This window comes from Pseudofrankia sp. DC12, assembly GCF_000966285.1.
Taxonomy (GTDB): Bacteria; Actinomycetota; Actinomycetes; order Frankiales; family Frankiaceae; genus Pseudofrankia.
On the sequence record NZ_KQ031391.1, the window covers coordinates 849870 to 868049 of the forward strand.

18 protein-coding genes and 1 tRNA gene are annotated in these 18180 nt (G+C 70.8%); 8 read left to right on the forward strand and 11 right to left on the reverse strand.

All coding sequences use genetic code 11. From position 1 onward, the window contains the following. Position 1: 1 nt before the first annotated feature. The 5 genes from FRADC12_RS03400 to FRADC12_RS03420 all read right to left on the reverse strand — a co-directional run bounded on the left by FRADC12_RS03400 (position 2) and on the right by FRADC12_RS03420 (position 3713). The gene (locus tag FRADC12_RS03400; protein ID WP_232303590.1) at positions 2-709 is read right to left on the reverse strand and encodes a hypothetical protein; all 708 of its coding nucleotides are present in this window, start codon (positions 707-709) and stop codon (positions 2-4) included. Positions 710-1370: 661 nt separating this feature from the next. After that, positions 1371-1541, reverse strand: coding sequence for a hypothetical protein (locus tag FRADC12_RS31970; RefSeq protein WP_198152762.1), 171 nt, complete (start codon positions 1539-1541; stop codon positions 1371-1373). 376 nt (positions 1542-1917) lie between these two features. Beyond that, positions 1918-2916, reverse strand: a complete 999-nt coding sequence (locus FRADC12_RS03410; protein WP_045875091.1) for an IS30 family transposase — start codon at positions 2914-2916, stop codon at positions 1918-1920. A 138-nt stretch (positions 2917-3054) separates the two neighbouring features. Further along, entirely contained in the window at positions 3055-3369 is a 315-nt protein-coding gene (locus tag FRADC12_RS03415; protein ID WP_013423029.1) for a transcriptional regulator, read from the reverse strand. Then, complete coding sequence (locus FRADC12_RS03420; protein ID WP_232303591.1) at positions 3366-3713, reverse strand: type II toxin-antitoxin system RelE/ParE family toxin; 348 nt, start codon at positions 3711-3713, stop codon at positions 3366-3368. The genes FRADC12_RS03415 and FRADC12_RS03420 overlap by 4 nt, the downstream gene beginning before the upstream one ends. Positions 3714-4400: 687 nt before the next feature. Here FRADC12_RS03420 and FRADC12_RS03425 point away from each other — a divergent pair. Continuing rightward, the gene (locus tag FRADC12_RS03425; RefSeq protein ID WP_045879032.1) at positions 4401-5651 is read left to right on the forward strand and encodes an ATP-binding protein; all 1251 of its coding nucleotides are present in this window, start codon (positions 4401-4403) and stop codon (positions 5649-5651) included. Between the two features lie 40 nt (positions 5652-5691). Here the strand turns inward: FRADC12_RS03425 and FRADC12_RS03430 are convergent. The 3 genes from FRADC12_RS03430 to FRADC12_RS03440 all read right to left on the reverse strand — a co-directional run bounded on the left by FRADC12_RS03430 (position 5692) and on the right by FRADC12_RS03440 (position 6856). After that, a tRNA-Val gene (locus FRADC12_RS03430) sits at positions 5692-5763 on the reverse strand. Between the two features lie 58 nt (positions 5764-5821). After that, entirely contained in the window at positions 5822-6229 is a 408-nt protein-coding gene (locus FRADC12_RS03435; protein WP_045875519.1) for a hypothetical protein, read from the reverse strand. Between the two features lie 168 nt (positions 6230-6397). Continuing rightward, entirely contained in the window at positions 6398-6856 is a 459-nt protein-coding gene (locus FRADC12_RS03440; RefSeq protein ID WP_045875520.1) for a peroxiredoxin, read from the reverse strand. Positions 6857-7336: 480 nt separating this feature from the next. On the opposite strand from FRADC12_RS03440, the gene FRADC12_RS03445 reads away from it, so the two are divergent. Beyond that, on the forward strand, positions 7337-7741 hold the full coding sequence (locus FRADC12_RS03445) for a DUF4234 domain-containing protein (protein WP_198152763.1): 405 nt from the start codon (positions 7337-7339) through the stop codon (positions 7739-7741). 254 nt (positions 7742-7995) lie between these two features. Here FRADC12_RS03445 and FRADC12_RS03450 read toward each other — a convergent pair whose 3' ends face one another. Both FRADC12_RS03450 and FRADC12_RS03455 read right to left on the reverse strand, forming a co-directional pair. Continuing rightward, entirely contained in the window at positions 7996-8433 is a 438-nt protein-coding gene (locus FRADC12_RS03450; RefSeq protein ID WP_045875522.1) for a DUF3052 domain-containing protein, read from the reverse strand. Between the two features lie 382 nt (positions 8434-8815). Beyond that, complete coding sequence (locus tag FRADC12_RS03455) at positions 8816-9220, reverse strand: secondary thiamine-phosphate synthase enzyme YjbQ (protein WP_045875523.1); 405 nt, start codon at positions 9218-9220, stop codon at positions 8816-8818. Positions 9221-9523: 303 nt separating this feature from the next. Here FRADC12_RS03455 and aceE point away from each other — a divergent pair, with 303 nt between their 5' ends. The 3 genes from aceE to FRADC12_RS03465 all read left to right on the forward strand — a co-directional run bounded on the left by aceE (position 9524) and on the right by FRADC12_RS03465 (position 13950). After that, positions 9524-12325, forward strand: a complete 2802-nt coding sequence (aceE, locus tag FRADC12_RS03460; protein ID WP_045875524.1) for a pyruvate dehydrogenase (acetyl-transferring), homodimeric type — start codon at positions 9524-9526, stop codon at positions 12323-12325. A 633-nt stretch (positions 12326-12958) separates the two neighbouring features. Next, positions 12959-13111 (forward strand): hypothetical protein, encoded by a 153-nt coding sequence (locus FRADC12_RS30840; RefSeq protein WP_157488676.1) that lies wholly within the window; start codon positions 12959-12961, stop codon positions 13109-13111. After that, positions 13108-13950 (forward strand): hypothetical protein, encoded by an 843-nt coding sequence (locus tag FRADC12_RS03465; protein WP_045875525.1) that lies wholly within the window; start codon positions 13108-13110, stop codon positions 13948-13950. The genes FRADC12_RS30840 and FRADC12_RS03465 overlap by 4 nt, the downstream gene beginning before the upstream one ends. A gap of 49 nt (positions 13951-13999) precedes the next feature. On the opposite strand, the gene FRADC12_RS03470 is transcribed toward FRADC12_RS03465, so the two are convergent. Further along, entirely contained in the window at positions 14000-14365 is a 366-nt protein-coding gene (locus FRADC12_RS03470; protein ID WP_045875526.1) for a DUF5999 family protein, read from the reverse strand. A gap of 596 nt (positions 14366-14961) precedes the next feature. On the opposite strand from FRADC12_RS03470, the gene FRADC12_RS03475 reads away from it, so the two are divergent. The 3 genes from FRADC12_RS03475 to FRADC12_RS03485 all read left to right on the forward strand — a co-directional run bounded on the left by FRADC12_RS03475 (position 14962) and on the right by FRADC12_RS03485 (position 18175). Continuing rightward, positions 14962-16833 carry a hypothetical protein gene (locus tag FRADC12_RS03475; RefSeq protein WP_045875527.1) on the forward strand — a complete coding sequence of 624 codons (1872 nt, stop codon included), beginning with the start codon at positions 14962-14964 and terminating at the stop codon, positions 16831-16833. 91 nt (positions 16834-16924) lie between these two features. Then, a complete protein-coding gene (locus FRADC12_RS03480; protein ID WP_045879033.1) occupies positions 16925-17335 on the forward strand; it encodes a CoA-binding protein in 411 nt (136 codons plus the stop codon). A gap of 78 nt (positions 17336-17413) precedes the next feature. Continuing rightward, positions 17414-18175 (forward strand): HAD family hydrolase, encoded by a 762-nt coding sequence (locus tag FRADC12_RS03485; protein WP_045875528.1) that lies wholly within the window; start codon positions 17414-17416, stop codon positions 18173-18175. Positions 18176-18180 lie beyond the last annotated feature (5 nt).

Consider the following 18180-nt stretch of genomic DNA (forward strand, 5'->3'; position numbering starts at 1 on the left):
CTCACGGGGTGAAGATCTCCTCGATCGAGGTCAGCGCGCCTGACCCGACCTTGATGAAGGCCTTGAGCCGCCCGTCCGGCCCGAGCTGGGCCAGCTTTCCCGCCAGTGCGGACAACGTGGCCGGCACGTCTCCCCCGCTCGGGTCCTCCAGGCTGACCCCGGCGGCAGGGCCGTTCTCGTCCACGTACCGCAGGTTGGCCCGCGGCGCGACCGGGAGGGTACGCGACACGACGTTCTTGTCGCGGACGTAGTAGTCGTTGCACTGTTCCGCGGGCCATGGCCCCGGATTGCCGTCCTCGGTGCAGGCCTGCTGGGCCGCGGTGCCGGTGAACCATTCGACGACGTCGAAGGTGACGCTGCCGTTCGCCGGGTCGACGGCGGTGACGTAGGCGGCGTAGTCGCCACTCAACGCGGTCGCGGTCGGGCCGTCCCCGTCGTCGGGCGGCGCGGTGGCGGCCGGGCTGGCTCCGCCGGCGGCCGGCACGGTGGCGGTGGGGCTGGCCGCGTCAGCCCCAGGCTCGGTGGGCACCGGACTGGCCCCGACAGCTGCCGGCGAGCTGGCAGCCTGGTCCGCCGGCGCCGCGGCCAGCGACACGGTCATCGCCCTGATCCCGCTCAGCGGCAGGTCGACGCGGCCGCTCGACTGTCGCGCCGGGCTCGCGGCGGCCGCGCTCACCGTGTGGTCCGCCGCAGGCGCATCCTCAACCACGGCGGCATTCCCCGCGGAAGTCACAGGTGCCCAGGTCAACGCGCAGCAGGCCACCGCCGCCACGAACGCGACCCGTACCAAAACGGCGACCACGGCGCCGCGACGACCGAGCCCAGCCCAGCCGGCCGGGCGCGCGATGTTTCGTCCTCGCATCGCGTCTCCCAGGTACTACGTCAAGGTGACCGACCGGCGTCGATCACAACCCAACCGTAGTCGCCCCATCCCGCACTGCCCAGGGAATAACGACTCCCGGAACTCCATACTCGCCAGCAATGGATCCGGGGGTACAGCCGGGTTGGGCCCCGCAGGGAAATGGGCTCGCCCGAAGGCGGGGACCGTCGGCTGGAGCCCACCACGGAAGGCGAATTCCTCCTCGCGGCGAGCCTCGCCAAGCTGGTGCGCCGAGCGGCCGTGGCGCCGTTGCCACCGGAGCGTTCTCCCAGGTTGGCGCCTTGTTCCGGGCTCATTGGTGCCAGGCCCGGGGACCTCGGACCCGGCGCCACTCGGTCGATAGATCACTGCTGGGACTACGTCCGCGTCTGCTCTTTCGTGCCGAGTACCTGGCCGCGCATCGCGACGCCGTGGACCGGCTGTTGGCCGAATCGCCGACCGCGCGACCGCGCGGCGACCACCCGTTTCCGGGCGAAAACTCGCATTCCGGTCAGAGTCGGCTGGCCACAGTGCGGGCCAGGTTCTCCAGGGGGCCGCGGTTCTCGGCCGGGTCGTTGCTACGGGTGAGGTCGATCGACACCCAGAAATCGTGCTTCTGCACGAAGACCGCGTAATCCTCGGCATAGGCCTCGTCACTGATGCCGGACAGCGGCCGCAGCACGTGGCCGACACCGCGCTCGGCGGCGAGGTAGCTCTCGGCCGTCCTGCCGGCGAAGACCTCGACCTGGGCGGTCGGCCCGCTGGGCGGCGCGGTGTAGGTGCACGTTTCTGGCTGCGTGACGTCACTGTTCAGTGAGGTGCCAGCGAGTTACTCGGCTTCCTGCCTGGTTACGAGCGCGCAGGGATCCGTGACAGCGCTGGTCGCCTTCCCGCCGGCTGCGGAGCCCTTCTGCCCGCTGGCAGCCGACGACGTGGCAGCCGACGGAGTCATAGTCAAAAGTATGACCAAAATCAGGGAGCCTGTCGACACGGGGCTGGCGTGCTTGCCGATCAACGACGATGCCGATCACGACTCGAACCTGGGCGGAATCAAGCGGTCATGGCGACACATGACTTTCCAGCAGCTCGGTAAAGACCTCGAGCGGCGTCGCCCATTTGAGCGTCTGCCGTGGCCGCCCATTCAGCTGCGTGGCCACCATATCAAGTTCTTCCTGTGTGTGCAAGGACAGGTCTGTGCCCTTCGGGAAGTACTGGCGCAGCAACCCGTTGGTGTTCTCGTTCGAGCCGCGCTGCCACGGTGAGTGCGGGTCGCAGAAATACACGGGAATACCGGTGCGGACGGTGAAATCGGCGTGCCGGGCCATCTCCTTTCCCTGGTCCCAGGTCACCGAGTTCCGCATGAACTCGGGCAGGGTCTCCATCTTCTTGCCCAGCAGGTAGGCGACCTTGTCGGCGTTACGGTCGTACGGTATTCGCACCAACATCACGAACCGGGTCGTGCGCTCGACCAGCGTGGCGATCTGCGACTTGTTGCCCTTCCCGATGATCAGGTCGCCCTCCCAGAAACCGGGGACGGCGCGGTCCTCGGCCTCCTTCGGCCGCTCGCTGATGTTGACCATGCCGACGATCCCGCCCCTGGTCAGGGTGCTGCGCGACCGGTTGACCCGCCTGGCCCGGCCCTTACGCAGCGCGATCTTCAGTTCCGTCCGCAGCTCGCCGCGCGCCTGGAGGTAGAGGCACTCGTAGATTGTTTCGTGGCTCACGCGCATGCTCTCGTCGTCGGGAAAGTCCGTGCGCAGTCTCTCGCTGATCTGCTTCGGCGACCACTTCTCGACCAGGCCGGTGTTCACCGCGTCGTGCAGCTCCTTCGACGCGACGAGTTTCCGTTCCTTCGGGCGGGCGCACATCAGATCACACCGTGCCTGCGCATCCACCGCCCGATACGCCGCGGCACCGCCGTTACGCTCGATCTCCCGGGAGATCCCCGAATGATGACGACCGAGCACAGCGGCGATATACCGAGCCGAACGCTCCTGACTCAACTCCCGCGAGATGACCTCGCGGTCCTCCACCGTCAACCGCTCCCGTACGCCCATCCACCATCCAGCCCCTCGACACCATCGCGATCATCCTATCGGGGCGTCGCTACGACCGTTTGATGCCGCCCTGCCACGAGACTTCCGAAACATAGATCGCTCACGGGAGCGGCACGCCCACGTGCCGGAGAGACCGTCTCAGGCAATCTGGTGCAGTTCGTTCCCGTAGTCAAAGATGATCCGTAGTCGGGCTCCAAGTGCCCGTGCATACCGGCTTAGGGTGGCGACCTCGTTGGCATCAAGGTCACCGTTCTCGATCTGGCTGACCCGGCCTGGAGACACGCCCATGGACTCGGCTACCTGGCGCTGTGTGAGACCGAGGCGAGTGCGCTCCTCAGCCAGGTGAAACGCACTGATCCAAGCCTCCGTACGTGCCCGCTCCGCAGCGAGTGCTTCATCGTCGCCATCGTGCAACTCGGCGCGAAGGTCGTCCCAGTCATAGAACTCAGTCACGAGCCGCCCCTCCGTTTCCTCTCGGCCGCCAGCCATCCGTCATACGCCGCCTCGGCAACCGGTATCGCATTCTCGTACCAGCCCGACCAGTCGCCGGCCTTGTTGCCTGCAACCAACAACACAGCCTGCGACCACGGGTCGAAGACAAACAGGATCCGGATCGCCACTGTGCGACCTGACCGCGGCCGTAGCTCCTTGAGATTTTTGATCTCCGAACCGGCCAACGTGTCGACGACCGGCCGGCCAAGCGCTGGGCCTGCATCGGCGAGCATGTCGATCGCCACGTTCACCGATCGGTAGGTGGCCGGATCAGCCTGCCGCAGCGCGCGCAGCCAGTTCCGCACCTCGCGGGTCGTCTTGACCGTCCACCGAGGGGACAAGCCTGCGGACACACTCGCACTATAGCTCAGACTAAACATCACGTCGCCGCAGTGCTCCTTGCGCCGGGCCCCACGAGTGTCAAGGATGGGCGTCGTCGAGAGGTCGCGACAGCGGTGTGCTTGCATCCGGCAGCGACCCGCGGGCCAGAACACCCCTGCGGCGTAAGCGATTGTGGGCGTGGCGGGGATCGAACCTGCGACCACTCGCTTGTAAGGCCGAAGCCTCCAAGCGCTGTCCTGACCAGCCTTCTCGCACCTCATACGCGAGCGAAGACGCAACAGGCGAACTGCCTTCAATCACAGTAGCGGCGGCGGGTGCAAGCCGTCACACACCGCCGGCGCCCGTAAGCGCGCGTGTACCGGACGAACGCGATCCCGCTCGCGAGCCGCCCGGTCGCTCCTGTTCGTGCATCGCTTCCCCTTTCAAGCGCCGATACTCCGAGTGATCAGGCGCATCCCGCGCTCACCCCGATCGGTGGCGGCTGGAGGCGACGACACGTCGGTCGCGACCACCACCGCGACGGCCCACCTCACCCCGCTCCACGCGGTCGATCTATGCCAAATTTCGCGGGTGATCTACGTGCTAAATAGCGATTGATCTACGTGCTATCATGCGATCGCAGGTTCGTCGAAGAGGCCGACGGGAGCTCCGTGAGCAGGTACGTTCCTCGCCTGATCGACCAGGAGCTGCAGGATGTGATCGCCACGCATCCCGCCGTCCTCGTGGTCGGTCCCCGCGCCTGCGGCAAGACCACCACCACCCGACGGCTCTGCCGCTCGATGCTCCGCCTGGACGTGCCCGCGCAGGCCACCGTCGTCCGCGCCGACCCTGACGTCGCGCTGCGCGGGCTCGACGAGCCCATCCTGATCGATGAGTGGCAGCTGGTTCCCGAGGTCCTGGGTGCGGTCAAGCGCGCTGTGGACGACGACCCTCGACCGGGTCGATTCGTGCTGACTGGCTCCTCGCAGGCGGATCTGACCGCGTCCGGCTGGCCCGCGACGGGTCGGATCGTCCGGCTGACCATGTATCCGCTCGTCGGTCGCGAGCGGCATGGCGACCCGACGGCTCCGCCGTTGATTGACCGCATAGTTGCAGAAGGCGCCGCGAGCCTCGCTAATCCGGCCCCTGAGTGGGATTTGGCTAGCTACGTGGACGAAGCATTGACCAGCGGCTGGCCTGAGGCTCTCAACGCTCCCACGGGACGCTCCCGCGATCGCTGGCTGACCGGCTATGTAGATCACCTTGCAACCCGAGAGGCGCCGGCTCTGGGAGTCGCCCGCGATCCTCTGCGAATGCGGCGCTATCTCCAGGCGATCGCCGCCAACACTGCCGGGGTGCCGACCCACAAGCTCCTGTACGACGCGGCGGGAATCAATCGCGAGACGGCCACAGCCTATGACAATCTCCTCGACACCCTCATGATCACCAGCCGGGTGCCCGCTTGGGCGGGAAATCGCACCCTGCGCGCGACCCGCCTTCCCAAGCGATATGTCATCGACCCTGGCCTGCTCGGTCCGCTCCTGCGGATCGACCAACGTCGCGCGCTACGAGACGGAGACCTCCTTGGCCGCGCCATCGACACACTCGTCGCCGCCCAGCTCCGTGCCGAGTGCGCTCTCAGCGTCATCGGAGCCGATCTTTACCACTTCCGGGACCCGGCCGGCCGGCACGAAGTCGACCTCCTCGTCGAAACCCGCGACGGCCAGCTCGTCGCCATCGAGATAAAGGCATCCGCGGCGCCCTCGCTCAACGATGCACGCCATCTCGCCTGGCTTCAGGAACAGACAGACACCAGGCTCGCGGCCGGGCTCCTCATCCACACAGGACCACGCATGTTCCAGCTAACGGACCGAATCACAGCTGTACCCATCGCCAGCCTGTGGGCGTCCGCAGGAACCTGACCTCCAGCAGACAGCATCGCCGCAGGTTAGAGGTCGTAGGTGGGCGTGGCAGGGATCGAACCTGCGACCACTCGCTTGTAAGGCGAGCGCTCTCCCGCTGAGCTACACGCCCGGGAGTTCCGCAAGAGTACGCAATCGGGCGCACCCGGCGGAGTGACTGGTCTGTGATCTTACCGGTCCGTGGCCTCGTCCGGGGACGGCACCACGGTCGTGGGCTGCCCGAACATCCGGGCAAGCGCTGCCGCGACGTCGCCGGCCAAGGTGGCGTTCCCGGCCCCAGGTGGGTCGCCCCGGCCAGGTTCGTGGGCTGAACCCTGGATCAGGGGATCGCCGGGGCCGGGCTGCTGGCCTCCCGGCTCTGTCCGGCGGCCGCAGTCTCGGCAGACGACCAGGCCCAGCGCCTTCGCCAGCCGGGCCGAGCCGCAGCCGACACACCGGTCGAGCGGGTGGCGCCAGCCGGGGTCACGCTGGCATTCCGGGCACACAAGTACCTGCTCGCCGCCGACGACCGCCCTGGCCCACGGGCTGGCACCGCGGGCAGGGTCGGTCTGGCGCGTGTCGCAGCGATAGCACGGCATGTCGGCCCGCCCGTCGTCCCACCACAATGATCAACCAATGAGGCCCACCGCTCGCCCGAGACCCTGACGACGAGAGGCTGACCGGCATCCGAACCCTCGCGCGTCCGGATGCCGGCCTGCGTCCCGTCAGCGGGGACCGTCGCGCTGGCCGAGCGCCCGCGCGGTGTCCTACAGGGCGGCGAGCGCCTTGAGGTACTCGGCCTGGTCGCGGGCGTCGGGGATCGCGTTGACGACCTTCCAGCGCACGACGCCCTCCTTGTCGATGACGAAGGTGCCGCGCACGGCGAGCCCCTTCGCCTCGTCGAAGATGCCGTAGGCCTTCGCCACCTCGCCGTGCGGCCAGAAGTCGGCCAGCAGCGGGAACTCGTAGCCCTGCTCGGTCGCCCACACCTTGTGCGCGAAGGCCGAGTCGACGGAGACGGCGAGCACCTGGACGTCGTCGTTCTGGAACGAGGCCAGGTCGTCCCGGACGGAGCACAGCTCGCCCTGGCAGACGCCCGTGAAGGTCAGCGGGTAGAAGATCAGGACGACGTTGCGCTTCCCCTTGAACTGCGAGAGGGTGACAACCTCGTTGTTCTGGTCCTTGAGCGAGAAGTCGGGGGCGGCGGCGCCCACCTCGACGGTCACGTGATCATCCTCCGGTCATGGCCTGGTTGGCGTGGGGCCAGCTGTGGGCCTGATGGCGCGGGGCGAGGCTCATGCCCGTTGCCGATGGCCCAGGCGCGGGCGCGCGCTGGCCTGGGCCAGCCACGGGCACCCGTGCTCGATGCGCGTTCCCAGCCAAGCATGCCACCGCGAGGTCGCCGACCAGAGCCCCGGGACGGCCGGCACACCTTCCCTTCCTCGTCTGGCGGGCGGCGGCCCCAAGCCTGGCTCGCGCACCGGCGGCCAGAGGTCGTCGCGCCGGGCCTCAGCCGCCGGCGGCGTTCGCGCGGCGCCCGGGCGATCGGCGCGGCCCGCTGTCCAAATCCGGCCAGTTGACCCCATCGGCGCTACTCTGAGCGCGGTGCGGGCGCGAGCCGGGCCGCGTGGGAGGGCAGAGATCCAGTGACAAACCCGGGTGCAACCACGCAATGGGGCGGCCTCCAGCCGCCGGCGCCGGACTCGGTGACGTCCGGTTGGGGCGTGCTGGGCAAGCGCCGCAACCCCGTAGCCGCCTGGCTGGGACTTCCGCTGATCACGCTGGGGATCTACGGCCTGGTCTGGGTCTACAAGACCAACCGCGAGCTGAGCCAGTACGACCGCCGGATCACGGCCAACCCGGCGTTGTCGGTGCTGGCCTGCACGTTCGGCGTGATCCTGATCGTGCCGCCGTTCCTCGCGGCCTGGCGGCTGGGAACCCGTGCGGCGCAGGCGCAGCAGGCGGCCGGGGTGCCCGAGCTGAGCACCGGGGTCGCCTTCCTGCTGTTCCTGGTTGGCTTCGGGCCGCTCTACCTGCAGTCAGAGATCAACAAGATCTGGGCACGTTACCCTGTCGCCGTCGAGGGCCAGCAGGTGCCGCTCGCGCCCTGAGGCCGCCCAGGACCGCCGCTCTGGACCCCACACGCGGTCAGCGAGAAGCCCGCGTCCTGATCGCTGGCTGAGCCCGCGCACGGTCAACGAACAGCCCTCGTCACGACCACGGTCAGCCCACTCCGGACCAAGTCCCCTCCCGCCTGGAAGCCCGGCACCGCCAGGCAGCCCAGTATGGCCCGTTCGGGCCCCGCGCGAGGCCCGTGGGCACGGCATGCCTGCCGAGGCAGCCATGCCCACGGGACCGTGCCGGGTCAGCGGTGCCGGACCCGCTGGGTCTTGGGGGCGGCGAGCCGCATGCCGGCCCACTCCTGGGCGACGCTGAGCGTGCTCGTCTGGACCAGGCCAGCGGTCGGCACAGCGTCCAGGATGTCGCTCGGCTCGACGTGACCTTCGCGGCCGGACTTCGGGGTCAGCAGCCAGATGATCCCCTGGTCGGAGAGCTGGCGCCGGGCATCGATGAGCGCGTTGGCGAGATCACCGTCCTCGTCGCGCCACCACAGCAGCACGATGTCGACGACGTCGTCGGAGTCCTCCGGCACGAGCTCCGTTCCGCTGGCGGCGGTGACCGCCTCCAGCAGGTCTCCTGCGATGTCGTCGTCCTCGTTGATCGACTGCACCATGGTTCCGGCGACGACGCCAAGACGCTCAGCACGGCGCTGACCCTCGGCGTTCGCCGCGGTCGGACTCACCCTCCGTTACCTCCTGCTCGTATTCCTGACGGGCGAGCGTAGACCCGCGCGTCCCGGTCGGACAAACCCGTCGGCCCTACTGGCCGCGAGCCCCGCCGTGGCCTAAGTCCACCGGACCATGTGGTGGCAGCGCAAGTGCCACGCCCGGTGGGCACATCAATCCCGCTTGACCGAACCGCGGGGAACCAGGGAAGTCCGCGCCTGACAGGCCGCTGCGCGCGGCCGAGCGGGCACGGCGGACCGCTCGGCGGGCCCAGGTCCGTTCGGGCCTCGCGGTTCGCTGCGAGCTGGGAATCCCACGTCGTGGGCATGACGTATTGCCTACACCTCCGGAGACCGTTCTGACAGTGTTACCGGATCGAGGAACCGGCGCCGCCAACGATCAGCCCGTTAGGAACGAGAACCGGACGGTTCGGTCGGGATTGTCCACGTTCAGGTCAACGAGGGCGATCGACTGCCAGGTTCCCAGCGCGAGCCGGCCGGCGAAGACCGGGACGGTCAGCGACGGCGGGATGCTGGCCGGCATGACGTGCGAGCGCCCGTGCCCCGGTGTGCCGTGCGCGTGCCGCCAGCGGCCGTCGGCGGGCAGCAGGCTGGCCAGCGCGGCCAGCAGGTCGTCGTCGCTGCCGGCGCCGAGCTCGAGGATCGCGACACCGGCCGTCGCGTGCGGCACGAAGACCGACAGCAACCCGTCCCCGCGGCTGGCGACGAACCGGCTCGCCTCGCCGGTCAGGTCGTGGACCTGCTCCCGCCGCCCGGTCCGCACCGTCACCGTCGTCGTCTCCACCCCCGCATCATCCAGCGTCCGCCGCGGCCGCTCCGGGCCGGTCCGGCGCTGGAGGGCCAGCCGGATCGCGGGGGCAAGTCCGTACCGACCGGGCGCGCCGGGGCATACGGTGGTGAGCAGCTCACGTTGTTTTCACTGAACAGTTTCGTTGACGTTCGTCACAGTCGGCGCGACGGAACTCGGCGGTAACCGGGGTGTGCGTGACGTCTTCGACGGCACGGAGCACCATGGCGTCAGCATGTCCGTACCCGGGCACGACCTGCCCGGGCCGGCCGGCATCCAAGGGCTAGGAGCAGAGGAAAAGTGGCACAGGAGAGCAACCGGAAGTTCTCGGTCATTACCGACGGACTGCCAAGCCAGCTGCCTGACGTGGATCCGTCGGAAACGAGCGAATGGCTCGAGTCCCTCGACGCGGTCATCGCCGAGCAGGGGCGCGGCCGCGCACGTTTCCTCATGCTCAAGCTCCTGGAGCGCGCCCGGGCCAACGCGGTCGGCGTCCCGTCGCTGACCAGCACTGACTACATCAACACGATCCCGCCGGAGCAGGAGCCGTGGTTCCCCGGCGACGAGCACGTCGAACGTCGCATCCGCGCCTACATCCGGTGGAACGCAGCCATCATGGTGAGCCGGGCCAACCGGCCCGAGTACAACGTCGGCGGGCATATCGCCACGTACGCGTCGAGCGCGAGCCTCTACGAGGTCGGCTTCAACCATTTCTTCCGCGGCAAGGACCATCTGAGCAACTCCCCCGGCTCCAGCTCCGGCGACCAGGTGTTCATTCAGGGCCACGCCTCCCCCGGTATCTACGCCCGCGCTTTCCTCGAGGGCCGGCTCACCGAGACGGAGCTGGACGCGTTCCGGCGGGAAGGCGCCCCGGGCGGCCTTTCGTCGTACCCACACCCCCGGCTGATGCCGGAATTCTGGGAGTTCCCGACCGTGTCGATGGGCCTCGGCCCGCTGGACGCGATCTACCAGGCCCGGTTCAACCGCTACCTGCACAACCGGCAGATCAAGGACACGGCCGGCAGCAGGGTCTGGGCGTTCCTGGGTGACGGCGAGATGGACGAGCCCGAGTCGCTCGGCGCGCTCGGCATCGCCGCCCGCGAGGAGCTCGACAACCTGATCTTCGTGGTGAACTGCAACCTGCAGCGCCTCGACGGCCCGGTCCGCGGCAACGGCAAGATCATGCAGGAGCTGGAGTCGTTCTTCCGCGGCGCCGGCTGGAACGTGATCAAGGTCGTCTGGGGCCGCGACTGGGACCCACTGCTGGCCCAGGACACCGACGGCGCCCTCGTGAACAAGATGAACGAGACGCCGGACGGCCAGTTCCAGACCTACTCGACCTCGTCGGGCGAGTACATCCGGGAGAACTTCTTCGGCTCGGACGCGCGGCTGCGCCGGATGGTCTCCGGCCGTTCCGACGACGACCTGCGCAAGCTGTCCCGCGGCGGCCACGACTACCGCAAGCTCTACGCCGCCTACAAGGCCGCGACGGAGCACGAGGGCCAGCCGACGGTGATCCTCGCGCACACCATCAAGGGCTGGACGCTGGGCAAGGACTTCGAGGCCCGCAACGCGACCCACCAGATGAAGAAGCTCACGAAGGCCGAGCTGAAGGAGTTCCGCGACCGGCTCTACCTGGAGATCCCGGACTCGGCGCTGGAGGGCGGCCTGCCGCCCTATTACCACCCGGGGCCGGACTCCGAGGAGATCCAGTACATGAAGGAGCGGCGGGCCTCACTCGGTGGCTCGCTGCCGCGCCGGGTGACTCGCGCGAAGGCGCTCACGCAGCCGCCCGCGTCGCTGTTCGACATCCTGCGCAAGGGCTCCGGCAAACAGCCGGTCGCGACGACGATGGCGTTCGTACGGCTGCTGAAGGACCTCATGAAGACCAAGGAGATGGGCGCCCGTTTCGTGCCCGTCATCCCGGACGAGGCCCGCACGTTCGGCATGGACGCGATGTTCCCGACGGCGAAGATCTACTCGCCGCACGGCCAGCAGTACGAGGCCGTCGACCGGGACCTGCTGCTGTCCTACCAGGAGTCCCAGCAGGGCCAGATGCTGCACGAGGGCATCAGCGAGGCCGGCTCGATGGGCTCGGTGATCGCCGCCGGCACGTCCTACGCGACGCACGCCCAGCACATGATCCCGGTCTACGTCTTCTACTCGATGTTCGGCTTCCAGCGCACGGGCGACCAGATGTGGGCGTTCGGCGACCAGCTGGGCCGCGGCTTCCTGCTCGGCGCCACCGCGGGGCGCACCACGCTCAACGGTGAGGGCCTCCAGCACCAGGACGGCCACTCGCTGCTGCTGGCGTCGACGAACCCGGCCTGTGTCGCCTACGACCCCGCGTTCGGCTTCGAGATCGCGCACATCACCCGCGACGCCCTGGACCGGATGTACGGCGAGCGCGACGAGAGCGTCTTCTACTACCTGTCGGTCTACAACGAGCCGTACCCGCAGCCGGCCGAGCCGGCGGGACTCGACCCGGCCCAGGTCATCGCCGGCATGTACCGGTTCCGGGCGGCCGAGGACGCCGGCACGTCGATCGCGCCGACCCCCGGCCGGGACGGCGCGCCCCGCGCGCAGCTGCTGGCCAGCGGCGTCGCGATGCGCTGGGCGCTGACGGCACAGGAACTACTGGCCGCCGAGTTCGGGGTCGCGGCCGACGTCTGGTCGGTGACGTCCTGGAACGAGCTGCGCAAGGACGCGCTCGGCTCCGAGCGGGCGAACCTGCTCAACCCGGAGCAGCCGGAGAGCGTTCCCTACGTGTCCCGGATGCTCGCGGACGCGGCGGGCCCGGTGGTCGCGGTCAGCGACTGGATGCGCGCGGTTCCGGACCAGATCGCCCGTTGGGTGCCGCAGCCGTACACCTCGCTCGGCACCGACGGCTACGGCCGGTCGGACACCCGGGCGGCGCTGCGCCGCCACTTCAACGTCGACGCCGAGTCGGTCGTCGTGGCGACACTGGAGTCGCTGGTACGCGCCGGTGAGATCAAGGCGAGCGTCGTCGAGGAGGCCATCGCCCGCTACGACCTGCGCGGCGAGTCCACCGTGGCCGGCACCCCCGCGGGCGAGGCCGACGACCGGCCGATCTCGGGTTAGGACGGGCGCTCCGCGCCCGCCTCTCGGGCGCGGAGCGCCCTCCCGACGCTGGGAGTCACGTGGCGTGGAGACGGGTGGCCGGTCTGGACAGGGGCCGGTCTCGTGGTCGGGTCGCGCTGTCGGGCTTGGCAGTGGGTCCGCTCGGGGCCGTGTTTGACGACTCGCTGTAGCCAGGGCCGGGGCGGCGGCGGATCTGGGTGGTGGCCAGTACGGCATAGATCGACACGGTGACACGGCGCCGGTCAACGCAGAGTCCCATGCTGCGCACGTGCCGCTTTCATGGCCTGGGCCACTGGTCGGCTCCGGCCTCACCCCGCCGAGATTGGCTACTATGAGTATCCGTCGGGCGGTAGGCGTCCCGGCTCATCGGCCCGATGAGCCCGGATGGTCCGCGGACAGCACAGTCGGCCGGTTTGGGTGCGATGACATCGGCGCCGCACTACGCTGACGAGGTTGACGCTCAGTGTTCATGGGACCGGAGGCTCGGTGTTCATGAGGGCGAGAGCCTAGGCGGTGCGGCGTCATTGATCGCGTCCTCGCTGAGCCGTCGGAGCCTCCGGGCCTGGCGGCGGATCATTCGAGTCCGCGGCAGGGAGCGCTCGGCGGGGAAGCGCCTATGGCGAGGAGGACCACGTGAAGGCTGCCGTGACGGATACCCGTCCAGCCACCCGCATCGACAAGGTGCGCGCGGTGACGGTGGCGGCGCCACGGGTGACCTGGATCGAGGTCCCCGTGCTCGCCGAGAGCGGGCCGGCGCGCCGGGCGGCGGCGGGAGTGTTCGCATGATCCTGCGGGCCCGCCGTGTCGAACGGCTCGAGGAGCACCCGAACCTGCGCGGCATCCTGGGCATCCTCGCCCAGCTCGTGCACACCAGCGACGACGAGCTGGTCCAGCTCGCCGCCGAGTGGCGCAACTCACCGTCGCTCGCCGGCGCCCGCGACCGGGCACTCTCGCCCGAGTCGCCGCTGGTCGTCGAGGTACTCGCCGCGTTCGACGCGCTGTCCGCGATCTACGCGGACGACCTGTCCGGCGCCGACTACGTGTCGGTCGAACCGACGGTCACAGCGACGGCACTGCGTTCCATGCGCGACGCCCTGGCCGCGGCCTACGCCCGGCCGATCCTGTCGCGCTCCGAGTACGCCGGGCTGATGCGTCCCTGGCGGGCGGTGTACCCGCGGGTCCGCTCGCACGAACCCGACCTGGGCCCGTCCGCCGCGGACGTGAAGCGGGTGCTGGCGGCGCTGCCGAAGCTGGCGGTCCGCTGCCACGACACGCGCAGCTCCGAGGTCTTCGAGGGCCTCCTGGTCGCGGCGCTGACCCGGGACGAGTCCGACCATCAGGAGGCGATGGACGCCGCGTTCGGCACGGCCGTGCTGACCGGCCGCCGCCGAGTGTGGACCCTGGTGCGCCGCAGCGCCGCCGAGGGCTTCTGGCGGCCCTGCCAGGACTGCCGCGGTGGGGCGCTGCTGCCCGCGGACCCGTCGTCGGAGGCGCGGGTCATGGAGCTGTGCGCCGACCTGGCGTGCGCGTTGCTCGTCGAGGACCTGCTCGACCCGGTGCTGTGTGCCCGGCTGACGACGCCGCTGGCCGCGCTGATCCCGCTCCAGGACCACTCGGTTCGCTAGCCCGCGCCCCCTGGACCGCGCGCGCCGCTGGCCGCGCTCCACGACCGGCTCAGACGGCGGCGGGCACGCCTGTCGTCGACCGGCGGGGGGCCGGCGGGCGCGCCGGACGGGGCCCGGCGGGCCGCGCCGGTCCGCGGCGGGGCTCCACCGTCCAGCCGGTGGGGAGGATCTCGCCGGTGTCCTCGAACAGGATCACCCCGTTGCACAGCAGGCTCCAGCCCTGGCCGGGATGGGTGCGCACGGACCGGGCGGCGTCCCGGTCGAGCGCGTCCGCGGCCGGGCAGACGGGCTGGTGCGCACACGGGTGACCGGTGTCGCCGGTGGGGCCGTGTCGCGCCGCATCGTCACTGGGCGTAGGGGCGGAGCAATGGGCAGCGTTGGCGGCGACTGAGGAGTCGCCGCTCGCGACGCCCACCCTAGCCGTCCGCTCGGAAGAACTCACCTGCACGGGCAACAGACGTTACGCCTACCGGTTACAGCAGTCACAACGACCTGCTGCCTGCGCCGTCGGCATGTTTGCATGGTGGGTTCCAAACCACACCAAAGAGGGGTAGCCGGCGCCGCGGCGGCCCTCACCGAGGGTGTCCGTAGACCCGAGAGAGATCGTCAATTGACTACAGTGCGTAGCCAACGGTGGGACCACAGCGGAGTAGACGGCGGCTGGCCCTCGTTCCGGCCCTGACCCGAATCCGACAGCCCCGACGCGCCGCACACCGGCCTGGGCGGCACCGATCTCGTTCGAGCCCTGGTCAGGGCGCAGCCGCACGGGACGCGGAGAAACCGGACCAAACCGCCGGAAGAACATCGCGGGCACAAGGCGGGCCGCATCGATTGGTCGCGCCGAGCGCCGACGGTAGGTTACCGACCTGCCGCCCTACGACACGTCGCGGCGCCGGCCGGACTGGGTGCGCTCCGCCCGGTGACGGACGGCCACGGGGGCACAGCCGAGACGCGCGTGGGTCGGCCCCGGGGACGGCAGTCCTCGGCCGGGAGAACGGTGGAGGGCCCGCGATGACCACCGACTCCGTGGCGACGGGCCCGGACGGGCACGACGCCCGCGCCGCGGCGCCCGGCGGGCCCGCGCACGACGAGCCCACGCTGATAGGCCTGACGGCGAGCCCCAGGACACTCGCCGGGGCCACGGTGGCCGGCGGCCCACTACCGGGCCGGCACCGCCCGCTGTGGGCCCGGCTGGGGGGCGGGGCGCGGCGGCACTGGCTGTTCGCCGTCCTGCTCGCCGTCGGCGCGGCGCTGCGCGTGCTGCTGATGTACGCCTACCGGCCGGCGTTCGAGTTCTCCGGCGACTCGTACGCGTACCTGACGCTCGCCCACCTCTCGCGGCCGGACCCGATGCGCCCGGCTGGCTATCCGCTGCTGCTGCGGCTGCTCGGCGACGCGGGCGGCCTCGCCATCGTCCCGGCAGCCCAGCACGCCGTCGGGCTGGCCATCGCCGTCGCGCTGTACGCGCTGCTCCTGCATCGCGGCGTGCGACCGGTGGTCGCCGCGCTGGCCACCGCGCCTGTACTACTGGACGCGTACCTGATCGACATCGAGCACTTCGTGATGGCAGAGACGCTGTTCCTGGCGCTGCTGGTCGCGGCCCTGGTGGCGCTGCTCTGGTCGCCACGGCCGTCGGTCCTCGCGTGTGGCCTGGCCGGCCTGGTGCTCGCCGGAGCCGGCCTGGTGCGGACCCTCGGCGTCGTCCTCGGCCTGCTGGCGCTGGCCTACGTCCTGGTGCGGCGGCTGGGCTGGCCGCGGCTCGGGGCGTTCGGGGTGTTCCTCGCCGTGCCGCTGGTGGCCTACGCGAGCTGGTTCCACAGCTACCACGGCAGCTACGCGCTGACCGGGGGCGACGCCGCGTGGCTGTACGGCCGGGTCGCCCCGATCGCGGACTGCTCCCGGCTGGACCTGACGACCGAGCAGCTCGGCCTCTGCTCGCCGCACTCGCCGGCAGACCGGCCGGGCCCGAACTACTACGTCTGGGCCGATACCAGCCCCCGGTTCCAGGTGACGGGCAGCGAACAGCACAAGAACGCGGTGCTGGCCGGCTTCGCCCACCAGGTGATCCAGCGCCAGCCGGCGGACTACGCCCGGATGGTCGCCGCCGACGTCGGGCACTACTTCCTGCCCGGAAGGAACACCGGCTACCGGGACTGGCCGGTCGGCTCCTGGCAGTTCCCAACCGCGGACCCGCCGGACTACTGGCATACCAGCGTCCCGCTGCTCGGCCTCGGCGGCGGGCACCCGGCCCGGGTGATCAACGAGCCTGAGGCCGGCTGGCTGCGCGCCTACCAGCGGTTCGGCTACGCGCCCGGCCCGCTGCTCGCGGTTCTCGTGGTGCTCGCGCTGGTCGCCACCGGCCTCGGCCTCCCCCGCCCCCGCCTGTCCCACGGGCGCCTGCGCCGGCCCTGGGTGCTGGCCGCGCCGCCAGCGACCGTCACGGCGGGATCCGACGCCCGGCCTGGGCCGGCTCCCCGGAAGCCCGCCAGGCCCGCGCTGGAGGGCCTGGCGGCCCTCGGGCTGGGCGAGTCCTTCGCCGACGACCCGGTGACCGTCGTCCGGGACCGGGGTGACGGCGGCGCGGCGCGGCGGGCCGAAGAGTCCGCACCGCCGTCCCGCCGCGCCGAGCGGCGGGCCGCGCGGCGCGGTCGCCGGGCCAGCCAGGACCCGGCCGTCACCGAGCGCCGCCGGCTCAGCGCCGACTGCGCACTGCTGGTCGCCCTGGGCGTCACGGTGCTCGTCGTCCCGTCCGCGACGGTCTGCTTCGACTACCGCTACCTGCTGCCGGCGCTGGTCCTCTTCCCGCCGGCCGCGGCCCTGGCGATCCGCCAGTTCGCCCTGTCCCGCCGAGCCGACCCGCCGCCACCCCGCCGGCTCGGCTGAGCCGGGGCGCCTTTCGGCCGGAGCGAGGCGGGCGCGGCCAGCCCGCGCCACGCGTGGGATGACACGGCGGGCCGCGGCGGTTGGCCCCGACATGCGCTACGGAGACGACGAGACGGTCCGCGGGCTGCTGGCCGACAGCCACACCTGGGCCGTCGTGGGGCTGTCGGCCAACACGGGCCGGGTCGCTTACGAGATCGCGCGGTACCTGCGGGAGCACGGCAAGCGGGTGATCCCGGTGCACCCGTCGAAGCCGACGATCGCCGGCGAGCAGGGCTACGCGACGGTGACCGCCATCCCGTTCCCGGTCGACGTGGTGGACGTGTTCGTCCGCTCGGAGCTCGCCGGACCGGTGGTCGACGACGCGATCGCCGCCGGCGCCAGGGGCGTGTGGCTGCAGCTGGGTGTGCGTGACGAGGCGGCGGCGGCTCGCGCCGAGCAGGCCGGCCTGCGGGTCGTGATGGACACCTGCCCCAAGATCGAGGCCCCGCTCGTCGGCTGGTAGCCGGCCCGCCCGGCCCGCGGCCCGGCGAGCGGTCCCGGCACGCGACGATGGGGCCATGACGATGGGCGGCTCGGCGGCATGACGGCGGACAGCGAGCCCGGCGGCGCGGCAGCGGTGATCTTCGATCTCGACGGTGTGCTGATCGACTCCGAGCAGGTGTGGGACGACATCCGCAGAGGCCTGGTCGACGAGCGCGGCGGGACCTGGCTGCCGGACAGCACCCGGGCGATGATGGGCATGTCGACGCCGGAGTGGGCCGGCTACCTGGCGGGGCTGGGCATAGGGATGACAGCCGACGAGGCGGCCGGCGAGGTGCTGCGCCGGCTCGGCGAGCGGTACGGCGAGGCGCCGCCGCTCATCGACGGGGCGGTCGGCGCCGCGCGGGCGATCGCCGCCCGGCTGCCACTGGCCGTCGCGTCATCGTCGCCACGCGTGATCATCGAGCGGGTGCTGCGCGCCGCCGGGCTCGCCGACACGTTCCGGACGTTCGTCTCCTCCGAGGAGGTCGGCCGGGGCAAGCCCGCGCCGGACGTCTACCTGGAGGCCGCCCGCCGGCTCGGCGTCGAGGCCGACCGGTGCGTCGCCGTGGAGGACTCGACGAACGGCGTGCGCGCCGCGGTCGCCGCCGGTATGCCGGTGATCGTCGTCCCGAACCGGCACTTCCCACCATCCGCCGAGTCGGTCGCGCTCACTGCGGCCCGGGTCGAGCACGTCCGCGACCTGACGCCGGCCACGATCCGGGCCGCCTACGGCCGGGCCAGGATTGAGGTGCCAGGACCGATGTGCCAGGACCGCCCGGCGAGCCAGGCCCAGGGGCGGGGTGAAGGCCGGCCGCTGTGAGGACG